The 21,991-nt window shown below is 62.6% G+C and carries 14 protein-coding genes; 10 read left to right on the forward strand and 4 right to left on the reverse strand.

Going from position 1 to position 21,991, the window contains the following annotated elements; genetic code table 11:
• Positions 1 to 107 precede the first annotated feature (107 nt).
• Positions 108 to 1,073: a DUF1853 family protein gene (locus tag BLU85_RS09430; RefSeq protein ID WP_092198193.1), complete on the reverse strand. Its 966-nt coding sequence runs from the start codon at positions 1,071 to 1,073 to the stop codon at positions 108 to 110.
• Positions 1,074 to 1,178: 105 nt separating this feature from the next.
• On the opposite strand from BLU85_RS09430, the gene BLU85_RS09435 reads away from it, so the two are divergent.
• The 8 genes from BLU85_RS09435 to BLU85_RS09470 all read left to right on the forward strand — a co-directional run bounded on the left by BLU85_RS09435 (position 1,179) and on the right by BLU85_RS09470 (position 11,555).
• The gene (locus tag BLU85_RS09435) at positions 1,179 to 2,069 is read left to right on the forward strand and encodes an NAD(+) kinase (RefSeq protein ID WP_003180647.1); all 891 of its coding nucleotides are present in this window, start codon (positions 1,179 to 1,181) and stop codon (positions 2,067 to 2,069) included.
• Entirely contained in the window at positions 2,066 to 3,040 is a 975-nt protein-coding gene (locus BLU85_RS09440) for a metallophosphoesterase (protein WP_170847560.1), read from the forward strand. Before BLU85_RS09435 ends, BLU85_RS09440 begins: the two co-directional genes overlap by 4 nt.
• Positions 3,037 to 3,909: a rhomboid family intramembrane serine protease gene (locus BLU85_RS09445; RefSeq protein ID WP_092198199.1), complete on the forward strand. Its 873-nt coding sequence runs from the start codon at positions 3,037 to 3,039 to the stop codon at positions 3,907 to 3,909. The genes BLU85_RS09440 and BLU85_RS09445 overlap by 4 nt, the downstream gene beginning before the upstream one ends.
• Positions 3,910 to 3,954: 45 nt before the next feature.
• A complete protein-coding gene (locus BLU85_RS09450; RefSeq protein ID WP_092198202.1) occupies positions 3,955 to 4,215 on the forward strand; it encodes a YeaC family protein in 261 nt (86 codons plus the stop codon).
• Positions 4,212 to 5,042 carry a DUF2797 domain-containing protein gene (locus BLU85_RS09455; RefSeq protein ID WP_092198205.1) on the forward strand — a complete coding sequence of 277 codons (831 nt, stop codon included), beginning with the start codon at positions 4,212 to 4,214 and terminating at the stop codon, positions 5,040 to 5,042. Before BLU85_RS09450 ends, BLU85_RS09455 begins: the two co-directional genes overlap by 4 nt.
• Positions 5,043 to 5,055: 13 nt before the next feature.
• A complete protein-coding gene (gene pepN / locus BLU85_RS09460; RefSeq protein ID WP_092198208.1) occupies positions 5,056 to 7,713 on the forward strand; it encodes an aminopeptidase N in 2,658 nt (885 codons plus the stop codon).
• 370 nt (positions 7,714 to 8,083) lie between these two features.
• On the forward strand, positions 8,084 to 9,136 hold the full coding sequence (locus BLU85_RS09465; RefSeq protein ID WP_092198211.1) for a WD40/YVTN/BNR-like repeat-containing protein: 1,053 nt from the start codon (positions 8,084 to 8,086) through the stop codon (positions 9,134 to 9,136).
• A gap of 43 nt (positions 9,137 to 9,179) precedes the next feature.
• Entirely contained in the window at positions 9,180 to 11,555 is a 2,376-nt protein-coding gene (locus tag BLU85_RS09470; RefSeq protein WP_092198214.1) for an efflux RND transporter permease subunit, read from the forward strand.
• A 185-nt stretch (positions 11,556 to 11,740) separates the two neighbouring features.
• Here BLU85_RS09470 and BLU85_RS09475 read toward each other — a convergent pair whose 3' ends face one another.
• The 3 genes from BLU85_RS09475 to BLU85_RS09485 all read right to left on the reverse strand — a co-directional run bounded on the left by BLU85_RS09475 (position 11,741) and on the right by BLU85_RS09485 (position 19,330).
• A complete protein-coding gene (locus BLU85_RS09475) occupies positions 11,741 to 16,423 on the reverse strand; it encodes a dermonecrotic toxin domain-containing protein (RefSeq protein ID WP_092198217.1) in 4,683 nt (1,560 codons plus the stop codon).
• Positions 16,424 to 16,671: 248 nt separating this feature from the next.
• On the reverse strand, positions 16,672 to 17,391 hold the full coding sequence (locus tag BLU85_RS09480; RefSeq protein ID WP_092198220.1) for a FadR/GntR family transcriptional regulator: 720 nt from the start codon (positions 17,389 to 17,391) through the stop codon (positions 16,672 to 16,674).
• Between the two features lie 202 nt (positions 17,392 to 17,593).
• On the reverse strand, positions 17,594 to 19,330 hold the full coding sequence (locus BLU85_RS09485) for an IlvD/Edd family dehydratase (RefSeq protein WP_092198223.1): 1,737 nt from the start codon (positions 19,328 to 19,330) through the stop codon (positions 17,594 to 17,596).
• Between the two features lie 193 nt (positions 19,331 to 19,523).
• Between BLU85_RS09485 and BLU85_RS09490 the strand changes: the two genes are divergently transcribed.
• Positions 19,524 to 20,846: an MFS transporter gene (locus BLU85_RS09490; RefSeq protein ID WP_092198226.1), complete on the forward strand. Its 1,323-nt coding sequence runs from the start codon at positions 19,524 to 19,526 to the stop codon at positions 20,844 to 20,846.
• A gap of 149 nt (positions 20,847 to 20,995) precedes the next feature.
• A complete protein-coding gene (gene araD1 / locus BLU85_RS09495; RefSeq protein ID WP_092198229.1) occupies positions 20,996 to 21,988 on the forward strand; it encodes an AraD1 family protein in 993 nt (330 codons plus the stop codon).
• Positions 21,989 to 21,991 lie beyond the last annotated feature (3 nt).

Below are 21,991 nucleotides of genomic sequence, written 5' to 3' on the forward strand. Positions count from 1 at the left end.
CCCACAAGGGCGCGCATTCCAATGCGGGAACTCACTTATGCAGAAAGGTGCTTTCCAATGTGGGAGCGAGCTTGCTCGCGATGAGGCCCTGACAGGCAGCGCAAGGCTCAGCTACCACCCGGCACATCCGGCCAACGATCCGCCACCAGGAACACCCGCTCGGCTTCTTCCCACTCACCCTCGGCGTTTTCGCTCAGGCGCACCATCAACTGTGCCGGCGCCATGGGGTCCAGGGCTATTCGCCAGGCCTCCAGCTGCGCGGTGCTCCAGGTTTGCTCGGCCGGATAATGCGCCGGGGCCAGCCAGGCGGCGCGGGGCAGGGGTTGCCAGCGACCCGGCGGACGTTGGGCGATGAACGCAGGCCAGTCCCGTTGATGCAGCCAGCGCCCGCGCAAATGCCTGGGATGGGCACCGGCCGGTGGTTCGGCCTGGCCCGGCCAGGGGTAGAGCAAATACCCGCCCAGCCAGAGCTCGGAGCGAAACAGCTCGAGGCCCGAGGGCTCGATGCCCAGTGCCGCCAGGGCCTCGCGGCTTTCCGGGCGGGCCGAGATCGGCAGTTGGTGTTCGCGCAGATGCGCCAGCTTGCGGTCGAGCCGGTCATGGCAACCCGGGCCCAGCCATTGCGCGGCGTCCAGTCCGTTTCCGTGCTGGGGGCCGAGGTACAACTTGATGGCCAGTTCCAGGTGGTGGATGCCGTCGCGATCACGCAGCAACAGGTCCAGTTCGCCCAGGGTATGGCCTTCGCGCCGGATCGGCAGGTTCGCGGCGATCAATTCGATGCCCGGGGCATGCTGCACGGCGAATTGCCACAGCCTTTCGTAATACAGGCCCAGGCGGCGCGTTCGCCCTTGGGACAGGCAGTGCAGCAATGGATAGCTGTCGCGGTCCAGTTGCCGCAGCCAGTGTTCCAGTCGGCCTGGCTCCTGCACCCAATCACTGCCCGTCAGGGGGTGGCGCTGGGGCCAGGGCGTGTCGATGAGCATCGGCGGGGCGATGATCGCCCACGCGAGGTCGCGCACTTCGGGATGGTGCAGGCGTCGGGGCAAGTCCAGCAATTCAGGGAACAGGATCATCTTGCGAGCATAGCCGTTGCGCTGAAGGCTTAAAGGATTTTGTCTACGGCGCGCTTTCGCCCATAATCGTGTTTTTCGCCCGCCGCAGACCCTCGCAGGAGCCTCATGGAGCAATTTCGCAATATCGGCATCATCGGTCGCCTGGGCAGTTCGCAGGTGTTGGACACCGTTCGCCGTCTCAAACGTTTCCTCCTGGAGCGGCACCTGCATGTGATCCTCGAAGATACCATCGCCGAAGTCCTGCCGGGCCATGGCTTGCAGACGTCGTCGCGCAAGATGCTCGGCGAAGTCTGTGACATGGTGATCGTGGTCGGCGGCGACGGCAGCCTGCTGGGGGCCGCCCGGGCCCTGGCGCGGCACAATATCCCGGTGCTGGGGATCAACCGCGGCAGCCTGGGGTTCCTTACCGATATCCGCCCCGATGAGTTGGAGATCAAGGTCGCCGAGGTGCTGGACGGCCACTACCTGGTGGAAAACCGCTTCCTGCTGCAGGCCGAGGTCCGCCGTCACGCCGAGGCCATCGGCCAGGGCGACGCCCTCAACGACGTGGTGCTGCACCCCGGCAAATCCACGCGGATGATCGAGTTCGAGCTGTACATCGACGGCCAGTTCGTCTGCAGCCAGAAAGCCGACGGCCTGATCGTCGCCACCCCCACCGGCTCCACCGCCTATGCGCTGTCGGCCGGCGGGCCGATCATGCATCCCAAGCTCGACGCTATTGTGATTGTGCCCATGTACCCCCATACCTTGTCTGGGCGACCGATCGTGGTCGATGGCAACAGTGAGCTGAAAATCGTCGTGTCCAAGGATATGCAGATCTACCCGCAAGTGTCCTGTGACGGCCAGAACCATTTCACCTGCGCGCCGGGGGACACCATCACCGTCAGCAAAAAAGCGCAGAAGCTGCGCCTGATCCACCCGCTGGATCACAATTACTACGAAGTCTGCCGGACCAAGCTTGGTTGGGGCAGTCGGTTGGGGGGTGGAGGCGACTGATGCTCGATCCTGCGCGCAGTTACGATTTGATCGGTGACGTGCACGGATGCGCCCTGACCCTGGAACACCTGCTGGACCGACTCGGTTACCACAAGCAGGGCGGGGTCTGGCGGCATCCGTCGCGCATGGCCGTGTTCCTGGGGGACATCATCGACCGTGGCCCGCGGATCCGCGAGGCGCTGCACATCGTCCATGACATGGTCATGGCCGGCCAAGCGCTGTGCATCATGGGCAACCACGAGTTCAACGCCCTGGGCTGGAGCACACCGGCATTGCCGGGCAGCGGCCAGCGCTACGTGCGCGAACACACGCCGCGCCATGCCCGCCTGCTCAACGAGACGCTGACCCAGTTCGAGCAGCATCCCGGCGACTGGCATGACTTTCTCGAATGGTTCTATGAGCTGCCACTGTTTGTCGACGCCGGCCGCTTCCGGGTGGTGCACGCCTGTTGGGATGCCGGCCTGATCGAACCGCTGCGGGGCCTGTTCCCGGACGGTTGTGTCGACGAGCATTTCCTCCAGGCCTCGGCGCAACCGGGCAGTTTTGCCTGCACGGTGTTCGATCGCTTGCTGCGCGGCACGGACATGCGCCTGCCCCATGGCCTGACGCTGACGGGTGGCGATGGCCTGACCCGTTCGTTTTTCCGCACCAAGTTCTGGGAAGACAACCCGCAGACCTACGGCGACATCGTATTCCAGCCCGACGCCTTGCCGGAACCGGTGGCCCGCACGCCGCTGTCGCCGGATGAAAAAAACAACCTGCTGCGCTATGGCGTCGAAGAGCCGCTGTTGTTCGTCGGTCACTATTGGCGCAGCGGCAAACCCGCGCCGATCCGCCCGAACCTGGCCTGCCTGGATTACAGCGCGGTGCTCTACGGCAAGCTGGTCGCCTATCGCCTCGACCAGGAAACCCGCCTGGATCCGCACAAGTTCGTCTGGGTCGATGTCGAGCGGCCGGAGGAGATGAAATGAGTGCCGTCGCGGTTCTGCGCCTGCCCCTGGCAGTGGACCTGAGCGGCTTCGTCAAGCTGCTGCAACGCATGCAGGTGCCCCATCGCGTCAGCGAAGAGGCGGGCGAGCAGGTGCTCTGGGTGCCGGATGAAATCAGCGAGGACGTGCGTGCCTTGTACGCCCGTTTTCCTGCTGGCGATCCCGAACAGCTGTTGGAGCTGCCCGACACGGGGGGCACTTCCCGGCGAGCCGGGTTCGTCCAGCAACTGACGCGCAGTCCAATGACGGCCGTGGTGTTGTTGCTGAGCCTGATCGTCAGCGCGGTCACCCTGCTGGGGGAGAATCTTGCGACGCTACGCTGGCTGACCTTCCTCGAGTTTCGCGTCGTTGGCGATTACATCCAGTTCACGCCGTTGGGCGATAGCCTGGCGGCGGGGCAGTGGTGGCGCCTGGTAACGCCGATGCTGATTCACTTCGGCTTCCTGCACATCGCCATGAATGGCATGTGGTATTGGGAACTGGGGCGGCGGATCGAAGCGCGCCAGGGCGGTATCAACCTGTTGGGGCTGACGCTGTTGTTCAGCCTCGTCTCCAATTTCGCCCAGTACTTTTTCAGCGGGCCGACGCTGTTCGGCGGGTTGTCCGGCGTGCTGTACGGCCTGCTGGGCCATTGCTGGATCTACCAACTGCTCGCACCGAACCCGGCCTATCACCTGCCCCGTGGGGTGCTGGTGATGATGCTGGTGTGGTTGCTGCTGTGCCTGTCCGGGTTGGTTTCGCTGATCGGCTTCGGTGAAATCGCCAATGCCGCCCACGTCGGCGGGCTGCTCGTCGGATGCTTCACGGGCTTGTTGGGCGGGCTGTTCGCTCGCCGTAAAATGGCCCTTTGACCGGCGCCTGTGCCTTTTGAGAATGCGCGATTGCGCGGAGAACCCATGTCTTCCTTCAACGAAATGATCAAAAACATCACCCCCGATATCTACAAGAGCCTGAAACTGGCCGTGGAAATCGGTAAATGGGCCGATGGCAACAAGCTCACTGCCGAGCAGCGCGAGTTGTCGCTGCAGGCCATGATCGCCTGGGAAGTCCAGAACCTGCCCGAAGACGAGCGCACTGGCTACATGGGCCCGCAGGAATGCCAGTCGAAGTCGATCGAAGTGCCCAATATCCTGTTCAAGTCGGATGCCATCCATTGATCGAGATTGGCCGTGGTGCAATCAGCAAGATGTCGGCCCGCCTTGACGGGCCGACCGTTCAATACGCCTTTCGCCTGGACGAGGTCGAGGTGCCGGTCAACCCGTTGATCGGCAGCACGATCCGCCTGGAGTACCTCGGTGCGATCCACTGCACCCATTGCGGACGCCGGACCAAGACCAGCTTCAGCCAGGGGTATTGCTACCCTTGCATGACCAAGCTGGCCCAGTGCGACCTGTGCATCATGAGCCCGGAGCGTTGCCATTTCGACGCGGGCACCTGCCGTGACCCGGCCTGGGGCGAGCAATTCTGCATGACCGATCATGTGGTCTACCTGGCCAACTCCTCGGGCGTGAAGGTCGGCATTACCCGCGCCACGCAATTGCCGACCCGCTGGCTGGACCAGGGCGCCAGCCAGGCGCTGCCGATCCTGCGGGTCGCCACCCGCCAGCAGTCAGGGTTCGTCGAGGACCTGTTCCGCAGCCATGTGGCGGACAAGACCAACTGGCGCGCCTTGCTCAAGGGCGACGCGACAGCGGTGGACCTGCCGGCGATCCGCGACGCGTTGTTCGAAAGCTGCGCCCAGGGTTTGCAAGGCTTGCAGGAACGATTCGGCCTGCAAGCGATCCAGACCATAGCGGACGTCGAGCCCATCGAGATTCGTTACCCGGTGGAGCAGTACCCGGCCAAGATCGTCAGCTTCAACCTGGACAAGAACCCGATCGCCGAAGGCACGCTGCTGGGGATCAAGGGCCAATACCTGATTTTCGACACCGGCGTGATCAACATTCGTAAATACACGGCCTACCAGCTCGCCGTGCATCAGTAGAAGGATTCGACCCATGCGCACCGAACAACCGAAGATGATTTACCTCAAGGACTATCAGGCCCCCGAGTACCTGATCGACGAAACACACCTGACCTTCGAGTTGTTCGAGGACCACAGCCTGGTCCATGCGCAACTGGTGATGCGCCGCAACCCCGAGCGCGGTGCCGGGCTGCCGCCGCTGGTGCTCGATGGCCAGCATCTTGAATTGATCTCCCTCAAGCTCGACGATGCCGACCTGGGGCAGGGCGACTATCAACTGGACGACAATCACCTGACCGTGCACCCCAAGGCCCAGGCCTTTACGGTCGACACCACCGTCAGGATTCATCCGGAAACCAACACCGCCCTGGAAGGCCTGTACAAATCCGGCAGCATGTTCTGCACCCAGTGCGAGGCCGAAGGGTTCCGCAAGATCACCTATTACCTCGACCGTCCGGATGTGATGAGCAAGTTCACCACCACCGTGGTGGCCGAGCAGCACAGTTATCCGGTGCTGCTGTCCAACGGCAATCCGATTGCCAGCGGCCCCGGCGAAGACGGCCGGCACTGGGCGACCTGGGAAGATCCGTTCAAGAAACCGGCCTACCTGTTCGCCCTGGTGGCCGGTGACCTGTGGTGCGTCGAAGACACCTTCACCACCATGACCGAGCGTAATGTGGCACTGCGCATCTACGTCGAGCCGGAAAACATCGACAAATGCCAGCACGCCATGACCAGCCTGAAGAAGTCGATGCGCTGGGACGAAGAGGTGTACGGGCGCGAGTACGACCTGGACATCTTCATGATTGTCGCGGTCAACGACTTCAACATGGGCGCCATGGAGAACAAGGGTCTCAATATCTTCAACTCCAGCGCCGTGCTGGCCCGCGCCGAAACCGCCACCGATGCCGCGCACCAGCGGGTCGAGGCGATCGTTGCCCACGAATACTTCCATAACTGGTCGGGCAACCGCGTGACCTGCCGCGACTGGTTCCAACTGTCGCTCAAGGAAGGTTTCACGGTGTTCCGCGACGCCGGGTTCTCGGCCGACATGAACTCCGCCACCGTCAAGCGCATCCAGGACGTGGCGTACCTGCGCACCCACCAGTTCGCCGAAGACGCCGGCCCCATGGCCCACCCGGTGCGGCCGGACAGTTTTATCGAGATCTCCAACTTCTACACCCTGACCGTGTACGAAAAGGGCTCGGAAGTGGTCGGCATGATCCACACCCTGCTGGGGCCTGAGGGTTTCCGCAAGGGCAGTGACCTGTACTTCGAACGCCACGACGGCCAGGCCGTGACCTGCGACGACTTCATCAAGGCCATGGAAGATGCCAACGGCGTCGACCTGGCGCAGTTCAAGCGTTGGTACAGCCAGGCCGGTACACCACGGCTGGCGGTGAGCGAGTCTTACGACGCCGCAGCCAAGACCTACAGCCTGACCTTCCGCCAGAGTTGCCCGCCAACCCCGGACAAACAGGAAAAGCTGCCGTTCGTGATTCCCGTGGAACTGGGCCTGCTGGACAGCCAAGGCGCCGAGATCCCGTTGCGCCTGGCCGGTGAAGCGACGGCAGACGGTACGTCCCGGGTGATCTCGGTGACCGAGGCCGAGCAGACCTTCACCTTCGTCGACGTCGCCGAACAACCGCTGCCTTCGTTGCTGCGTGGTTTCTCGGCGCCGGTGAAGCTGAGCTTCCCGTACAACCGCGACCAGTTGATGTTCCTGATGCAGCACGACAGCGACGGCTTCAACCGTTGGGATGCCGGCCAGCAGTTGTCGGTGCAGGTGCTGCAGGAACTGATCGCCCAACATCAGCAGGGCGCCAGCCTGACGCTGGATCCACGCCTGGTCAGTGCGCTGCGTAGCGTATTGTCGGACGAGTCCCTGGACCAGGCCATGGTCGCGGAAATGCTCTCGCTGCCCAGCGAAGCCTACCTGACGGAAATCAGCGAAGTGGCTGACGTCGAGGCGATCCATGCCGCCCGTGAGTTCGCCCGTCAGCAACTGGCCGACAACCTGTTCGAAGCCCTGTGGCTGCGTTACGAAGCCAACCGCGACCTGTCGAAACGCACGCCATACGTGGCCGAGGCCGAGCATTTCGCCCGCCGCGCGTTGCAGAACATCGCGCTGTCCTACCTGATGCTCACCGGCAAGCCTGAGGTGCTGAGTGCGACCCTGGAGCAGTTCGACACCGCCGACAACATGACTGAACGCCTCACGGCGTTGGCGGTGCTGGTCAACTCGCCGTTCGAGACCGAGAAGGCCAAGGCCCTGGAAGTGTTCGCGGAAAACTTCAAGGGCAACCCGCTGGTCATGGATCAATGGTTCAGCGTCCAGGCCGGCAGCCCGTTGCCCGGTGGCCTGGCGCGGGTCAAGGCGCTGATGGAGCACCCGGCGTTCAATATCAAGAACCCGAACAAGGTGCGGGCACTGGTCGGCGCGTTCGCCGGGCAGAACCTGATCAACTTCCACGCCGCCGACGGTTCGGGTTATCGCTTCCTGGCGGATCTGGTCATCCAGCTCAATGGCTTCAACCCGCAAATCGCCTCGCGGCAACTGGCACCGCTGACCCGCTGGCGCAAATACGACAGCGCCCGCCAGGCGCTGATGAAAGCCGAGCTGGAGCGCATCCTGGCGTCAGGCGGGCTGTCGGCCGATGTGTTCGAGGTGGTGAGCAAGAGTCTGGCGTGACCTTGAGGCCGCGGTCTGCCTGGCGGACCGCGGTGCTCCCATCGCGAGCAAGCTCGCTCCCACAGTAGATCTCCAGTGAACACCTATCTTGTGATCAGCATGGATCCCCTGTGGGAGCGAGCTTGCTCGCGATAGCGTCAGCCCCGTCACTGCCGGGCCCCTCGCTATCACCCCACCGAATACCCCGCCATTCACCCCCAGCGCCAACCCCCCTGGTTAACAAAAGATAACGCGGCGTCGATTGTCAGACCTTTCGAAAGCCCGATAGGATAGGCCAGCTTCCGAAGTGGCTCTAGATTGCAGGTTTCAGGGCTATGCTCCAGGACTGGCAACGTACCAAGCCATAACAATAATAATGGGGGAAAGGTCTATGAGTGAGCCTGTCATGGCTGTGGGCCGCTGCCGGCCGCCGCTGCTGCGCAGAATCGCGTTGCTGGCTTCGGCGCTCTCGCTGCTGGGCTCTGCGGTGTTGTCGGCACCGGCGATGGCCGTTGCGGCGTCGACGTCCGATGTCATCTATTCCGTCGAATCGGCCAAGGCCAGCAAAACCCTGATGCTCGATGTGGTCCATGCCGGCCAGCGCTTGGTGGCGGTCGGTGATCGTGGGCACATTGTCTATTCCGACGACCAGGGCACGTCCTGGAGCCAGGCCAAGGTGCCGACCCGCCAACTGCTCACCGCGGTATTTTTCGTCGATGACAAGCACGGCTGGGCCGTGGGGCACGACGCGCAGATCCTCGCCAGCGACGACGGTGGCAGCACCTGGACCAAGCAATACGAAGACCTCACCCGTGAAGCGCCACTGCTGGATGTCTGGTTCAAGGACGCCAGCAACGGTTTTGCCGTGGGGGCGTACGGTGCGCTGCTGGAAACCACCGACGGCGGCAAGCATTGGGAAGACGCCAGCGACCGCCTTGATAACGAAGATCAGTTCCACCTCAACGCAATCGCGGCCGTGAAAGACGCCGGGCTGTTCATTGTGGGGGAGGCCGGCAGCATGTTCCGTTCCGCCGATGGGGGGCAGACCTGGGAGAAGGTCGAAGGCCCGTACGAAGGCTCGCTGTTCGGGGTCATCGGCACCGCCCAGCCTTCGACGCTGCTGGCCTACGGCTTGCGCGGCAACCTGTACCGTTCCACCGATTTTGGCGACACCTGGGAGCAGGTCGAGCTCAAGGCCGCCCGGGGCAGCCTGGAATTCGGCCTGTCGGGCGCCACACTGCTGGAGGACGGTTCCATCGTGATTGTCGGCAACGGCGGCAGTGTGGTGCGCAGTACCGACGATGGCGAGACCTTCAGCGTGTTCAACCGTCCGGACCGAATCTCCGTGGCGGCCGTCACGGCGGCAGGCAACGGCAACCTGATCCTGGCGGGGCAAGGCGGCGTGCGCGCCACCACCTCCACCGGCGCCGAACTGAGCAAATGAGTCAGGCCTGCAAGACGGGCATAAAAACAAGAAGGCGGACCCCATGAGCAGTCATCATCAAGACAAGGCGACGTTCCTCGAGCGCCTGATTTTCAACAACCGCCCGGCAGTGATCGTCATTTGCCTGCTGGTCAGCATCTTCCTGTTCTGGCAGGCCACGCTGATCCGCCCCTCCACCAGTTTCGAAAAAATGATCCCCCTCGAGCACCCCTTCATTCAGAAGATGCTCGAGCACCGCAATGACCTGGCGAACCTGGGCAACACGGTGCGCATTTCCGTGGAAGCCACCAATGGCGACATCTTCTTCAAGGACTACATGGAGACCCTGCGCCAGATCCACGACGAGGTCTTCTACATCTCCGGTGTCGACCGTTCCGGGCTCAAGTCGTTGTGGAGCCCCAGCGTGCGCTGGACCGAAGTGACGGAGGAGGGCTTCGCCGGCGGCGAGGTGATCCCCCAGAGCTACAACGGCTCGGCCGACAGCCTCGACCTGCTGCGCAACAACGTGCTCAAGTCCGGCCAGGTCGGGCGCCTGGTGGCCAACGACTTCAAGTCGAGCATCATCGACATCCCGCTGCTGGAGTCCTATCCCGACCCGCAGGACCAGGGCAAATTGCTCGCCCTCGACTACCGGAAGTTTTCCCACGAACTTGAAGACAAGATCCGCAACAAGTTCGAAGCCCAGAACCCGAATGTGCAGATCCATATCGTCGGTTTCGCCAAGAAAGTCGGTGACCTGATCGACGGCCTGGTCATGGTGGTGCTGTTCTTCGGCGTGGCCTTCGTCATCACCCTGGTCCTGCTGTACTGGTTCACGAACTGCATACGCAGCACCGTGGCGGTGTTGGCCACCACCCTGGTGGCGGTGGTCTGGCAACTGGGGCTGATGCACGCGGCCGGTTTCGGCCTGGATCCGTACTCGATGCTGGTGCCGTTCCTGATCTTCGCCATCGGCATTTCCCACGGGGTGCAGAAAATCAATGGCATCGCCTTGCAGTCCAGCGAGGCGGACAACGCCCTGACGGCGGCGCGGCGCACCTTCCGCCAGTTGTTCCTGCCGGGGATGATCGCGATCCTGGCGGACGCCGTGGGTTTCATCACCTTGCTGATCATCGACATCGGCGTGATCCGCGAACTGGCCATCGGCGCCTCCATCGGCGTGGCAGTGATCGTGTTCACCAACCTGATCCTGCTGCCAGTGGCGATTTCCTACGTTGGCATCAGCAAGCGTGCGGTCGAACGCAGCAAGAAAGATGCGACCCGCGAACATCCGTTCTGGCGCCTGCTGTCGAACTTCGCCAGCGCCAAGGTCGCGCCGGTGTCCATCGCCCTGGCGGTGATCGCCTTTGGCGGTGGCCTCTGGTACAGCCAGAACCTGAAGATCGGCGACCTGGACCAGGGCGCGCCGGAACTGCGTCCGGACTCGCGCTACAACCAGGACAACAACTTCATCATCAGCAATTACTCCACCAGCTCCGATGTGCTGGTGGTGATGGTCAAGACCAAGGCCGAAGGCTGCTCGCGCTATGAAGCCATGGCCCCCATCGACGAATTGATGTGGAAGATGCAGAACACCGAGGGTGTGCAGTCGGCGATTTCCCTGGTGACCGTATCCAAGCAAATGATCAAGGGCATGAACGAGGGCAACCTGAAATGGGAGACCCTGTCGCGCAACCCTGATGTGCTGAACAACTCCATCGCCCGGGCCGATGGCCTGTACAACAACAGCTGCTCCCTGGCGCCGGTGCTGGTGTTCCTCAACGACCACAAGGCCGAGACCCTGGACCGCGCGGTGAAGGCGGTGCAGGACTTCGCCAAGGAAAACAACCGCGATGGCCTGGAGTTCCTCCTCGCCGCCGGTAACGCCGGCATCGAGGCGGCCACCAATGAAGTGATCAAGGAATCGGAACTGACCATTCTGATTCTGGTGTACATCTGCGTGGCGACCATGTGCATGATCACCTTCCGTTCCTGGGCGGCGACGCTGTGCATCGTGCTGCCGCTGGTGCTGACGTCGGTACTGGGCAACGCCCTGATGGCTTTCATGGGCATCGGTGTGAAAGTCGCGACGCTGCCGGTGGTCGCGCTGGGTGTCGGGATCGGCGTCGACTACGGCATCTACATCTACAGCCGCCTGGAAAGCTTCCTGCGGGCCGGGTTGCCGTTGCAGGAGGCTTACTACCAGACGCTGAAATCCACCGGCAAGGCGGTACTGTTCACCGGTTTGTGCCTGGCCATCGGCGTGTGCACCTGGATCTTCTCGGCCATCAAGTTCCAGGCCGACATGGGCTTGATGCTGACGTTCATGCTGCTGTGGAACATGTTCGGTGCACTGTGGCTGTTGCCGGCGCTGGCGCGCTTCCTGATCAAGCCGGAGAAACTGGCGGGGCAGAAGGGCAACTCGTTGTTTGCCCATTGATGAGGGGCGGAACCTGCCCAGCACAGCCCTGGGGGTGAACCCATGTGGGAGCGAGCTTGCTCGCGATAGCGGTGTGACAGTCAATGAAGGTATTGACTGTCCGTCAGCCATCGCGAGCAAGCTCGCTCCCACAGGTTTTTTCTCGCGCTCAGCGACTGATCACTCCAGCCTGCAAGCCCTGGCCATCAAGGCGCCAAGGGCAAGAACTTGCTCTGCGCCAACGACTTGCTGAGCTGCCCTCGATGCACGTTCACCACCGCATAAGGGCTGGTGGCCTTGGCCAGCAGTGAGTGGTAGTGCTCCTTGCGTTGTTCCTTAGTCTTCAGGTGCGCGACGCTGAAATTGTCCTTCGGTGTGTCAGCCGTTTCGTAGTGAAAATGGGCATACCAGAGGGGAAAACCGTCACGGTCGTTGATGGCGTATTCCTGGAGGAAATCCTGTCGGCTTCCTTTCAAGGCCTTGCGATCCCCGAGCCGTGCGACTTGTATCAGGTTCTTTTCGAACAGGAACCGGAGGTTGCCGTCGGTAGGCGGCAATTGCAGGCTCAATTCGGTGCGCAGGGCACTGCCCTTGGTGGTCAGGCTGGAGACTGCGTCTGACAACTGTTGACTCAGTGCCTCGTCTGCCGGGGTGCGCGGGGTTTTCGATGCGGCCAATGCCCGGTCGAACTCCTCGGCAAGCTTGCGAAAACGACCCGCCTCATTGTTCATGATCTCCTCGATTTCCTGGGGATGGCGGCAGTGTTTCTTGTAGCTTTCAGCGCGGCGCAGACGTTCGTCCAATTCTGCGAGCAGTTTGCGCGCATCGTTCTTGATCGCCTTGACCGATCTCGTCTTGGGGGCCGGGGTTGGTTTGCGTATATCGACGGCATCCCACACATCGTCGTGACGCGAGTAGGTGGCCAGTAGAGTATCGTTGAAGCGCAGCTCGACGACTTCAATCGGCAGGGCCGTGCCGGCCGGCTTCAAGTCACCGATCAGGACGCCACGGTTGCGGGTCCTGATCACCTTTTTCTGTGGGCGTCCGGCGGGCACCCTGGACTGTTTTGGCGCACGCCTGCGCGGCTTTGGCTCGGGCTTGATTTCTGCGGCGAGTTTGCCGGAGACCTCTTGGTAAAGACTCTCGATCAGCTTGAGCAACCTGTCGAAATAGGATTCGTTGAGATTGTCGGCGTAGAGCGTCTTGACTCCCTGTAAGGCATCCAAGGACTTGCCATATTGCTCAGTCAGGCTCGTCAGTACCTCCAGCTGTTCCGAGGGGGGGAGTTCATACATCCGCAGTTCGCAATGGGAGCGCACTTGTTCCCCCAAGGGCACGACGATGCGCAGCAGGCTCTCGGACAGGTTGGAACTGGAGTTTTTGACCGACAGCATCGGAAGCGTAGCGAATTGCATGGCTTTGCTGCTGATTGAATTTATTTCGTCGAGCGGCCGGTCACTGGTGAGGCGCTCGAACGCCTGGGCCCCGGCCTCATCCAGATTCAATAATCGCTCGAGAAAATCGTCCTTGAGCTCCAGCCAATGGATCGCCTGATCATTGAGATCGCTCAGGGTGCCGAGATACTTCAGGTAGTCCTGCAGGTTAGTGACGACAGCCTCCATCTGATTGACCTCCCCTTGAAACTGAGGATGGGCATTGATGATGGCCGTGCGTTGATTTTCGGTGACTATGACGGCCTTCCGGGCATTGTTCACCACGTTTTCCAACATCCCGCGCAAGTCTGCCGGGGAGAGCTCGATACCCAGGCTGGCCCGCTCGGGCGCGCTGTTCACCAGCTTCAGATAAAGGTCGGTCTGTTCCTGGAGCAGGTCATAGTAAACTTTGCGCTTCGCCGTGCGTTGTGCCTCGGTATAGTCCCTTCCGCTATCGAGCCTGATCATCACTTCCTGGGCAATTTGCAGGGCTCTGTTTCGAGCTGCGTCTCCCTTGACCACCTGATTGTATTCCTCTTGTAGTACCCACCTCCGCTCCAGATTGAGGTCGCGCTGTGCTTGCAACCGTTTGGGGGGCGAGCCGCCCAGCAGGCGCAGACGCAGATCGAGGAACCAGTGGCCCTGGCTGTCGGTTTTCAACGGCGGACCGTTCCGGCTGGGGTCGAGCGGGTCGACGATGGTCGCGCTGCCGTCCGCTTCAGGGTTGACCTGATACAGAACGTCATCCACCTCGGCATGCCATTTTTTGTCGATCACGTACAAACCCTTGTACGGGCCATATCCGATGGGTTCGGGCATTGCCGAAGGGCGCGATGCCTGCAAGCGCAGCAGCCGGGTGCGTTGTTCCGGTGTCAGGCGCTGGCCGGCGCTGGCGAAGCTGAAGTCCAGGCGTCTACTGGCGGCATCGGCTTGGGCGCCAGGCACGGCGATGGTTCCCTCCACGACGGTGGGCGGCGCTGGCACCGGCCAATGCTCGGCAACGATGCGTGGCGCCGGGGGACGCATGGCTTGCTCCTTCAACGATGGGGCCACCGCCTCACGGGTGACCGGCGCATGACCGGTGGGCAGTTGGCTCACCAGCATGGCCAGGTTGACGAGCAGATCGACGGCGGCCAGCTCCCGTGCCACCGGATCCTCGCTGATCAAGGCTGGAATGTCCTGTTGGGCGCTGGCCATCAGGTTCCATAGCCAGGCAGTGGTCATGACCGGGCCGCGCAGCAAAGGGAACAGCAATGTGTTGAACAACAGGCTGCCGCCCCGAAGCAACACGGCCCAGCGGCTCTCGCGGTTGGACACCGAGTCCCGGTCGGCCTGGGTGACCAGGGCCTGGGCGTTGCAGCCATAGAGGTACTGCATCAGCTCACCGTTGTGCAGCGCTTGCAGCAGTTCGTCGTGGGTGTCCTGCGTGGCGAGTGTGGCCGGAGCGGGTTTGTCGGGGACGCTGAACTCATCACCGGGAAAGAACCGCACGATGTGTGGCTCCAGGAAACCGCCGTTGGCGTACACCGGGCGGGCGGCGTCGGACAGCCAGGTCAGGACGCTGTTCTGCAGATCCCCGGCGGCGGCAATGGCCTGGAACAGCGCCTCCCGCGACGGGAACTCTTGCAGCGCAGGGGCGTAAAGCGGCCGATACAGCAGGTGCGGGCCGGTGGTGGTGTCCTGCGCTTCGATAAGGAACATGTTGGTCACGGTATCGGGCTGGGCCTGGGGCTTGCGCACCAAACCCAGGTGGCGAATGACCACCGGCCGACCGTTGACCTGTTGGCTCGCCGCGTCAGGTTGGAGAACGGCTTCCAGCAGGCGCAGGCCTTGGAAGGTCATGCCGTTTTCGTTGTTCAACCGCTGTTTCAGTGCGTCGAGGGCCAGTTGCGCAGGGATCTGTTCGGCGAACATCCGTTGGCGGTTCTTTGCCTGGGACGAGTTACCGAGCAGGTGCTGTTGCAGGTAGCGAGGATAGGTCGTGCCAATGTCGACCTGCTCGACCAGCCCGGTCACGAAGTCCGGGGTCAACCAGGTCGGCAGCGTCAGGCCCAGGCGATGGCTGAGCGTGAAGTGGCCGCTGGGGCGGGCGATGAGATTGTGGATGGCCAGTTCGGTCAGGCTCATCTGCCGCTTCTCGCTGAGGCCGATGGTCCCGGGATAGCCTGCGGAAACGGTGAAGTTCAGCAGCACATCGTCGGGTCGGTATTGGCTCGACGGCACCTTGTCCGGGCTGCTGCCGTTCGTTTGTCCCATGGCGCTGGACAAGGCACTGGCGGTGAAGGCCTTGATGTCCTCGATGCCGCTGAGGAAGGTCTGGCCCTGGTGGCGTTTTTTGGCACTGGCCAGGGCCAGGCTGTAGCGCTGGAGCGTCGTCTGGTCGGCGATGGCGCTTTTTTTCAGCCAACGGGGCAGCAAGGGAGCCAGGCGTGCCGAAGTTTGCGGCGAGAGTCGCGGGGCTTCCAGCAGGTAGCGAGCCGGGTCGCTCAAGTCGTTGTAGAGGTTCTTCAGGTTTTGCAGGTCGATCCCGGCGGGCAGCTGCACAGCCTTCAGGTCGGCCAGTTGTTGCTCCAACAGCATTGCCGCCTGGCTCTCGAAGACGTCGCCGCTTATCTCGTAGCGCTGGCAGGTGACGGTGTCGACGGTGTAACGGCTGGCGATCGATGCGCCCCAATGCCGGTTGAAGGCTTCCAGGGAGGCAAAGGATTGCACGGCGCTGCCGGGGCTGCACAGCAGCAAGTCGGTGGTGCCTTTCGTGGCGCGGACCAGGAGGATTTCGCTGCCGACCAGTACGGTGCTGGTGGTGCCTCGGGTGATTCGGGTTTCCAGGTTGTAGGCGTACACAGGCGCCTGTGGGGCGAGACGAAAGCGTCGCTCCCGGTCCGGCCAACGGACGACCTGGTCAAGGGCCTCGCGGGCCGTGTCAGCGAGCCCGGGCTGTTGCAGCCCGCGGATGCTCAGCATGTTCCTCAGCACATCGCTGAGCCAGCGCCAGCGGTTGCCGTGGCTGTTCGCACCGGTTGCGTCAATGTCGTCGCCCCAGTAACGGACCAGTGCATCCTCCAGCCCGAGCGGTACGCTCCAGGCCAGTTCCAGCAACGAGTTCTTGATGACCTGGATGTCCACTTCCTGGTTGCCTGCCCGGAGCCGGTGCGGTGGGGTGTCGGAGAGAAAACAATCCAGGTTGCCCCGTGGGCTGAAATCCACGGGTGTGCCAACGGCCACGTGATCGAGCACCACGGGCATGAACGGCTGGAATTTCCAGGCATGTCCAGTGGCGTCTGGAGTCGCCAGCTGGACCGTGGGCAAGTCGATGGCCAGCCAGGGGTATGTTCGCTTGATCGCTTGTTCGAGCATGCGTTGCACGATCTGTTCGAAGGTCGGATGGTTGGCGAATTGCAGGCTGACGTTTTGCGTCAACGCAGGGATGGAGTCTGCGGAGGAGGGAGCGGTCATGAGAAGTCCTTTTCACAAAACATGGCCGTCGGAATGACGGCGAGAAAAGTATCGACTTCTCGCTGTGGTGCGGGTGGTACATAAATACCACCCGCTGAGGACAATGCCGGTCAGTCAGTCAAGCCAAACCTCGTAGGAGCAAAGCTGCTTAGTCAAGCCACGACCCTGTGGGAGCAAAGCTTGCTCGCGATGGGGCGCACTCCAGTCCACTGTCGCGAGCAAGCTTTGCTCCCACAGCACTGACCTTATCAGGCGGGATCGTTGCCCAGCACGACGTTCAGCGCGCTACGGGCATCGTCCAGTTGCACCAGGGTGGCGTGCCGGGCACCGAGGGCATCGCGGTTCTCGATGGCGGTGAGGATCGCCTTGTGGCGCGGCATCGCCAGCTCGTGCAGATTGGGCCGCTGGTTGGAGTGCTTGAGGGCTTCGGCGATGGCCACCGACAACATGTTGCAGAGGTTGGCGAGCAGGTCGTTGTGGGTGGCGTCGGCGATGCGGCTGTGGAAGTCCAGGTCCGGTTGCAGCATGGCCTCGGGGGTCGGGGCTGCTTCCATGCGTTGGTAGGCTTCACGGATGGCGGCGATGTCGGCCTCGTCGGCGAACTGGGCGGCGAGGGCGGCGGCGGCCGGCTCGATGATGCTGCGCACGCTGGTCAGCAGGTTGAAGAATTCATTCTGCGGGCTGCTCTGCATCAACCAATGCAGCACGTCCGGGTCGAGCATGTGCCATTCCCGCCGGGCCTTGACCACCGTGCCCACGCGCGGACGCGAATACACCAGGCCCTTGGCGACCAGCACCCGCGTGGCCTCGCGCAGCACCGGGCGGCTGACCGCATACTCTTCGCACAACAAGGCTTCGGCGGGCAGTTTATCGTCCGGTTTGAAGCGCCCGGAAACGATCTGCATGCCCAGTTCCTGGACGATGCGCGCGTGCATGCTCTTGCGGTCGGAGGGTTTACGGTAATCCATGGGGCGCGGCGCGATCCTGTGCGAGGGGAGTGTGGCGCATGATAGCAGGCGCGGCGATGGCGGGTCGCTAGTGCGATTCAATGCTGACGCCGACCTACTGTGGGAGCGAGCTTGCTCGCGATAGCGGTTGAACATTCAACATCTAAGTTGGCTGTCACACCGCCATCGCGAGCAAGCTCGCTCCCACAGGGGATGGATGGGGTCAGTGGGAGTGGCGTGGTACTTCGGCGCCGCGGCAGCCCACCAGGAAGTCGAAGTCACAACCCTGGTCCGCTTGCAACACGTGATCGATGTACAGCTGGCGATAGCCACCCACCAGCAGTTGCTGCGGGGGAGCGATGTCGGCCAGGCGCGCGGCGAGTTCGGCGTCCGGGATGTCCAGGTGCAGGCGGCCGCTGGCGCAGTCGAGCTCGATCCAGTCGCCTTCCTTCACCGCTGCCAGAGGTCCGCCGGCCGCTGCTTCCGGTGCCACGTGCAGCACCACGGTGCCGTAGGCGGTGCCGCTCATGCGCGCATCGGAAATCCGCACCATGTCCGTCACGCCCTGGGCCAGCAGCTTGGCCGGCAAGCCCATATTGCCCACTTCGGCCATGCCTGGATAACCCTTGGGCCCGCAGTTCTTCATCACCAGGATCGAGTTAGCGTCCACGTCCAGTTCCGGGTCGTTGATCCGGGCCTTGTACTCGTCGAAGTTCTCGAACACCACGGCGCGACCGCGATGCTGCATCAGTTCGGCGGTGGCGGCGGACGGCTTGAGCACCGCCCCCAGTGGCGCCAGGTTGCCGCGCAGCACGCAGATACCGCCGTCGGCGCGGATCGGGTTGTCCAGGGTGCGGATCACCTCATCCTGGCCATAGATCGGTGCGTCCTTGGTGTTCTCGCCGATGCTCTTGCCGTTGACCGTCAGGGCATTCGGATTGGGAATCAGGTTGGCCTCGCCGAGACGCCGCAGCACGGCGGGCAGACCGCCGGCGTAGTAGAACTCTTCCATCAAAAAGCGCCCGGACGGCTGCAGGTCGACGATGGTCGGCATGCCGCGACCGATGCGGGTCCAGTCATCCAGGTCCAGCTGCACGCCGATGCGTCCGGCAATGGCCTTGAGGTGGATCACCGCGTTGGTGGAACCGCCGATGGCGGCGTTGACGCGGATGGCGTTTTCGAAGGCTTCCTTGGTCAGGATCTTCGACAGCTTGAGATCTTCACGGACCATTTCCACGGCGCGCATGCCGGACATGTGGGCCAGCACATAACGCCGTGCATCCACGGCCGGAATCGCCGCGTTGTGGGGCAGGGAGGTGCCGAGGGCTTCGGCCATGCAGGCCATGGTCGAGGCCGTGCCCATGGTGTTGCAGGTGCCGGCCGAGCGGGACATGCCGCCCTCGGCCGCGAGGAAATCGTCGATGGTGATGGTGCCGGCCTTGACCTGTTCGCTCAATTGCCAGACCACGGTGCCGGAGCCAATGTCCTGGCCCTTGTGCTTGCCGTTGAGCATCGGCCCGCCGGTGACGACGATGGCCGGGACGTCGCAACTGGCGGCGCCCATCAGCAACGCAGGGGTGGTCTTGTCGCAACCGGTGAGCAGCACGACGCCGTCAATCGGGTTGCCGCGAATCGCTTCTTCCACGTCCATGCTCGCCAGGTTGCGGGTCAGCATGGCGGTGGGGCGCAGGTTCGATTCGCCGTTGGAGAACACCGGGAATTCCACCGGGAAGCCCCCGGCTTCGATCACGCCGCGCTTGACGTGCTCGGCGATCTGCCGGAAGTGCGCGTTGCACGGCGTCAGTTCCGACCAGGTGTTGCAGATGCCGATGATCGGCTTGCCGTGGAACTGATGGTCGGCGATGCCCTGATTTTTCATCCAGCTGCGGTACATGAAGCCGTTTTTGTCGGCGGTGCCAAACCATTGGGCCGAGCGCAGGGAGGGTTTCTTATCAGACATGATCGATTCTCTTATTGTATGACTATATTGTTCGAGCTTGAGCGTAACATAAGCGCAAATTGCGCGCTTTGGAAGTGTTGTTGGGTAAATAGTATTACTATATAGTCCGATTCAACGGAGGGGTTGTCCTGGCGGTCATTCGCGAGAGAAATCCCCCGAGGTTCCATAACAACAACAATCGGAGACCGGTCCCATGAGCCAGGAATTGCGGCTTATTCGTCGCATCACGCTGAAACTGATTCCCTTCCTGATCCTGCTGTACCTGATCGCCTACGTGGACCGCTCCGCGGTGGGCTTCGCCAAGCTGCACATGGGCGCCGACATCGGTATCGGCGATGCCGCCTACGGCCTGGGTGCCGGGCTGTTTTTCATCGGTTACTTCCTGCTGGAGATCCCCAGCAACCTGATGCTGGAGCGCTTCGGTGCCCGGCGCTGGTTCGCCCGCATCATGATCACCTGGGGCGCCATCACCATCGGCATGGCGTTCGTGCAGGGCCCGCATAGCTTCTATGTCATGCGCTTTCTGTTGGGCGCGGCCGAAGCCGGGTTCTTTCCGGGCGTGCTGTACTACATCACCCAATGGTTCCCGGTACGCCATCGCGGCAAGATCCTGGGCCTGTTCATTCTGTCCCAACCTATTGCAATGATGATCACCGGCCCGGTGTCCGGCGGTTTGCTGGGCATGGACGGCATCCTCGGCCTGCACGGCTGGCAGTGGCTGTTCATCGTCATCGGCCTGCCGGCGGTGCTGCTGACCTGGCCGGTGCTGCGTTACCTGCCGGATGGTCCGCAACAAGTGAACTGGATGGACCAGGCCGAGAAGGACTGGCTGACCGGTGAGCTGAAAAAAGACCTGCAGGAATACGGCCAGACCCGCCACGGCAATCCGCTGCACGCCTTGAAGGACAAGCGCGTCCTGTTGCTGGCGCTGTTCTACCTACCGGTGACCCTGAGCATCTACGGCTTGGGCCTGTGGCTGCCGACGCTGATCAAGCAGTTCGGTGGCAGCGACCTGGTGACCGGCTTCGTCTCGTCGGTGCCGTACATCTTCGGCATCGTCGGCTTGCTGATCATTCCCCGCAGCTCCGACCGCTTGAATGATCGCTACGGTCATCTGGCCGTGCTCTATGTATTGGGCGCCATCGGCCTGTTCCTCAGCGCCTGGTTGTCGGTGCCGGTGTTGCAACTGGCGGCGCTGTGCCTGGTGGCGTTCGCGCTGTTTTCCTGCACGGCGGTGTTCTGGACCTTGCCAGGGCGTTTCTTTGCCGGCGCCAGTGCGGCGGCGGGTATTGCGCTGATCAACTCGGTGGGCAACCTGGGCGGTTACATCGGTCCGTTCGTGATCGGTGCGCTGAAGGAGTACACCGGCAACCTGGCCTCGGGGCTGTATTTCCTGTCCGGTGTGATGGTGTTCGGCCTGGTGTTGACCGGCGTGGTCTATCGCCTGCTGGAGCGCAAGCATGTGCTACCGGCGGATCAGTTCGCCGCCAGCGCCCGGGGGGCGACGCGTACCTGAGGCCACTGCACTTAACTGTGGGAGCGAGCTTGCTCGCGATAGCAGTCTCACATTCACCGATGATGTCGACTGTCAGACCGCCATCGCGAGCAAGCTCGCTCCCACAAGGGGCTGCACCGAATTCAAGTTTTGCTTACAAGGAGAAAGATATGCGTTTAGTTCAGTTCGAATTGAGTAACGGCGAACGCCGCGTCGGTGTGGTCGAGGGCGATCAGGTGCGCGAAGTGCAGGGCGCCGGCACCGTGCGCGAGCTGGCGCTGGCGGCCATCGAGGCAGGTGTGAAACTTGAACGACAGGTCGATAGCCTGGGCCTGGGCGCCGGTCATGATTACGCACAGCTGCTCGCTGAGCTGCGCATCCTGCCACCGCTGGACCACCCGGACCCGGCGCACCTGTTGGTCAGCGGTACCGGCCTGACCCACCTTGGCAGCGCCTCGGCCCGGGACAAGATGCACCAGCAGGCCGGCGACGAAGCGACCATGACCGACACCATGCGCATCTTCAAGTGGGGCGTGGAGGGCGGTAAACCCCAGGCCGGGCAGGCCGGCGTGCAACCGGAATGGTTCTACAAGGGCGACGGCAGCATCGTGGTCCGCCCGGGCCATCCGTTCCCGCTGCCACCCTTTGCCGAAGACGCCGGCGAAGAGCCGGAAATCAGCGGCCTGTATGTCATCGGCCATGACGGCAAGCCCTATCGCCTGGGCTTCGCCGTGGGCAACGAGTTTTCCGACCACGTGATGGAGCGCAAGAATTACCTGTACCTGGCCCACTCGAAATTGCGCAGTTGCAGTTTTGGCCCGGAACTTCGCGTGGGTGAACTGCCTCAACATCTGTCCGGGACCAGTCGTATCCTGCGCAATGGCGAAGTGCTGTGGCAGAACGAGTTCCTCAGCGGCGAGGCGAACATGTGCCACAGCCTCGAGAACCTGGAGTTCCACCACTTCAAGTACAGTCAGTTCCTGCGCCCGGGGGACGTGCACGTTCACTTCTTCGGCACCGCGACCCTGTCGTTCGCCGACGGCATCCGCACTCAACCGGGGGATGTGTTCGAAATCAGCCAGGCTGAATTCGGCGCGCCGCTGGTCAACGGCATTGCCCCGGTAGACGCGGTGTTCAACCCGGGTACTATCGGCACACTTTAAAGG

Source organism: Pseudomonas sp. NFACC14 (assembly GCF_900106885.1).
Classification (GTDB): Bacteria; Pseudomonadota; Gammaproteobacteria; order Pseudomonadales; family Pseudomonadaceae; genus Aquipseudomonas; species Aquipseudomonas fluorescens_AA.

What these genes read in the sequence shown, in the direction of transcription:
- BLU85_RS09490 (WP_092198226.1), top strand. Translation starts at nt 19,524, where the DNA reads ATGAGCCAGGAATTGCGGCTTATTCGTCGCATCACGCTGAAACTGATT.
- BLU85_RS09465 (WP_092198211.1), top strand. Translation starts at nt 8,084, where the DNA reads ATGAGTGAGCCTGTCATGGCTGTGGGCCGCTGCCGGCCGCCGCTGCTG.
- BLU85_RS09475 (WP_092198217.1), bottom strand. Translation starts at nt 16,423, where the DNA reads ATGACCGCTCCCTCCTCCGCAGACTCCATCCCTGCGTTGACGCAAAAC.
- araD1 (WP_092198229.1), top strand. Translation starts at nt 20,996, where the DNA reads ATGCGTTTAGTTCAGTTCGAATTGAGTAACGGCGAACGCCGCGTCGGT.
- BLU85_RS09445 (WP_092198199.1), top strand. Translation starts at nt 3,037, where the DNA reads ATGAGTGCCGTCGCGGTTCTGCGCCTGCCCCTGGCAGTGGACCTGAGC.
- BLU85_RS09480 (WP_092198220.1), bottom strand. Translation starts at nt 17,391, where the DNA reads ATGGATTACCGTAAACCCTCCGACCGCAAGAGCATGCACGCGCGCATC.
- BLU85_RS09470 (WP_092198214.1), top strand. Translation starts at nt 9,180, where the DNA reads ATGAGCAGTCATCATCAAGACAAGGCGACGTTCCTCGAGCGCCTGATT.
- pepN (WP_092198208.1), top strand. Translation starts at nt 5,056, where the DNA reads ATGCGCACCGAACAACCGAAGATGATTTACCTCAAGGACTATCAGGCC.
- BLU85_RS09450 (WP_092198202.1), top strand. Translation starts at nt 3,955, where the DNA reads ATGTCTTCCTTCAACGAAATGATCAAAAACATCACCCCCGATATCTAC.
- BLU85_RS09485 (WP_092198223.1), bottom strand. Translation starts at nt 19,330, where the DNA reads ATGTCTGATAAGAAACCCTCCCTGCGCTCGGCCCAATGGTTTGGCACC.
- BLU85_RS09435 (WP_003180647.1), top strand. Translation starts at nt 1,179, where the DNA reads ATGGAGCAATTTCGCAATATCGGCATCATCGGTCGCCTGGGCAGTTCG.
- BLU85_RS09430 (WP_092198193.1), bottom strand. Translation starts at nt 1,073, where the DNA reads ATGATCCTGTTCCCTGAATTGCTGGACTTGCCCCGACGCCTGCACCAT.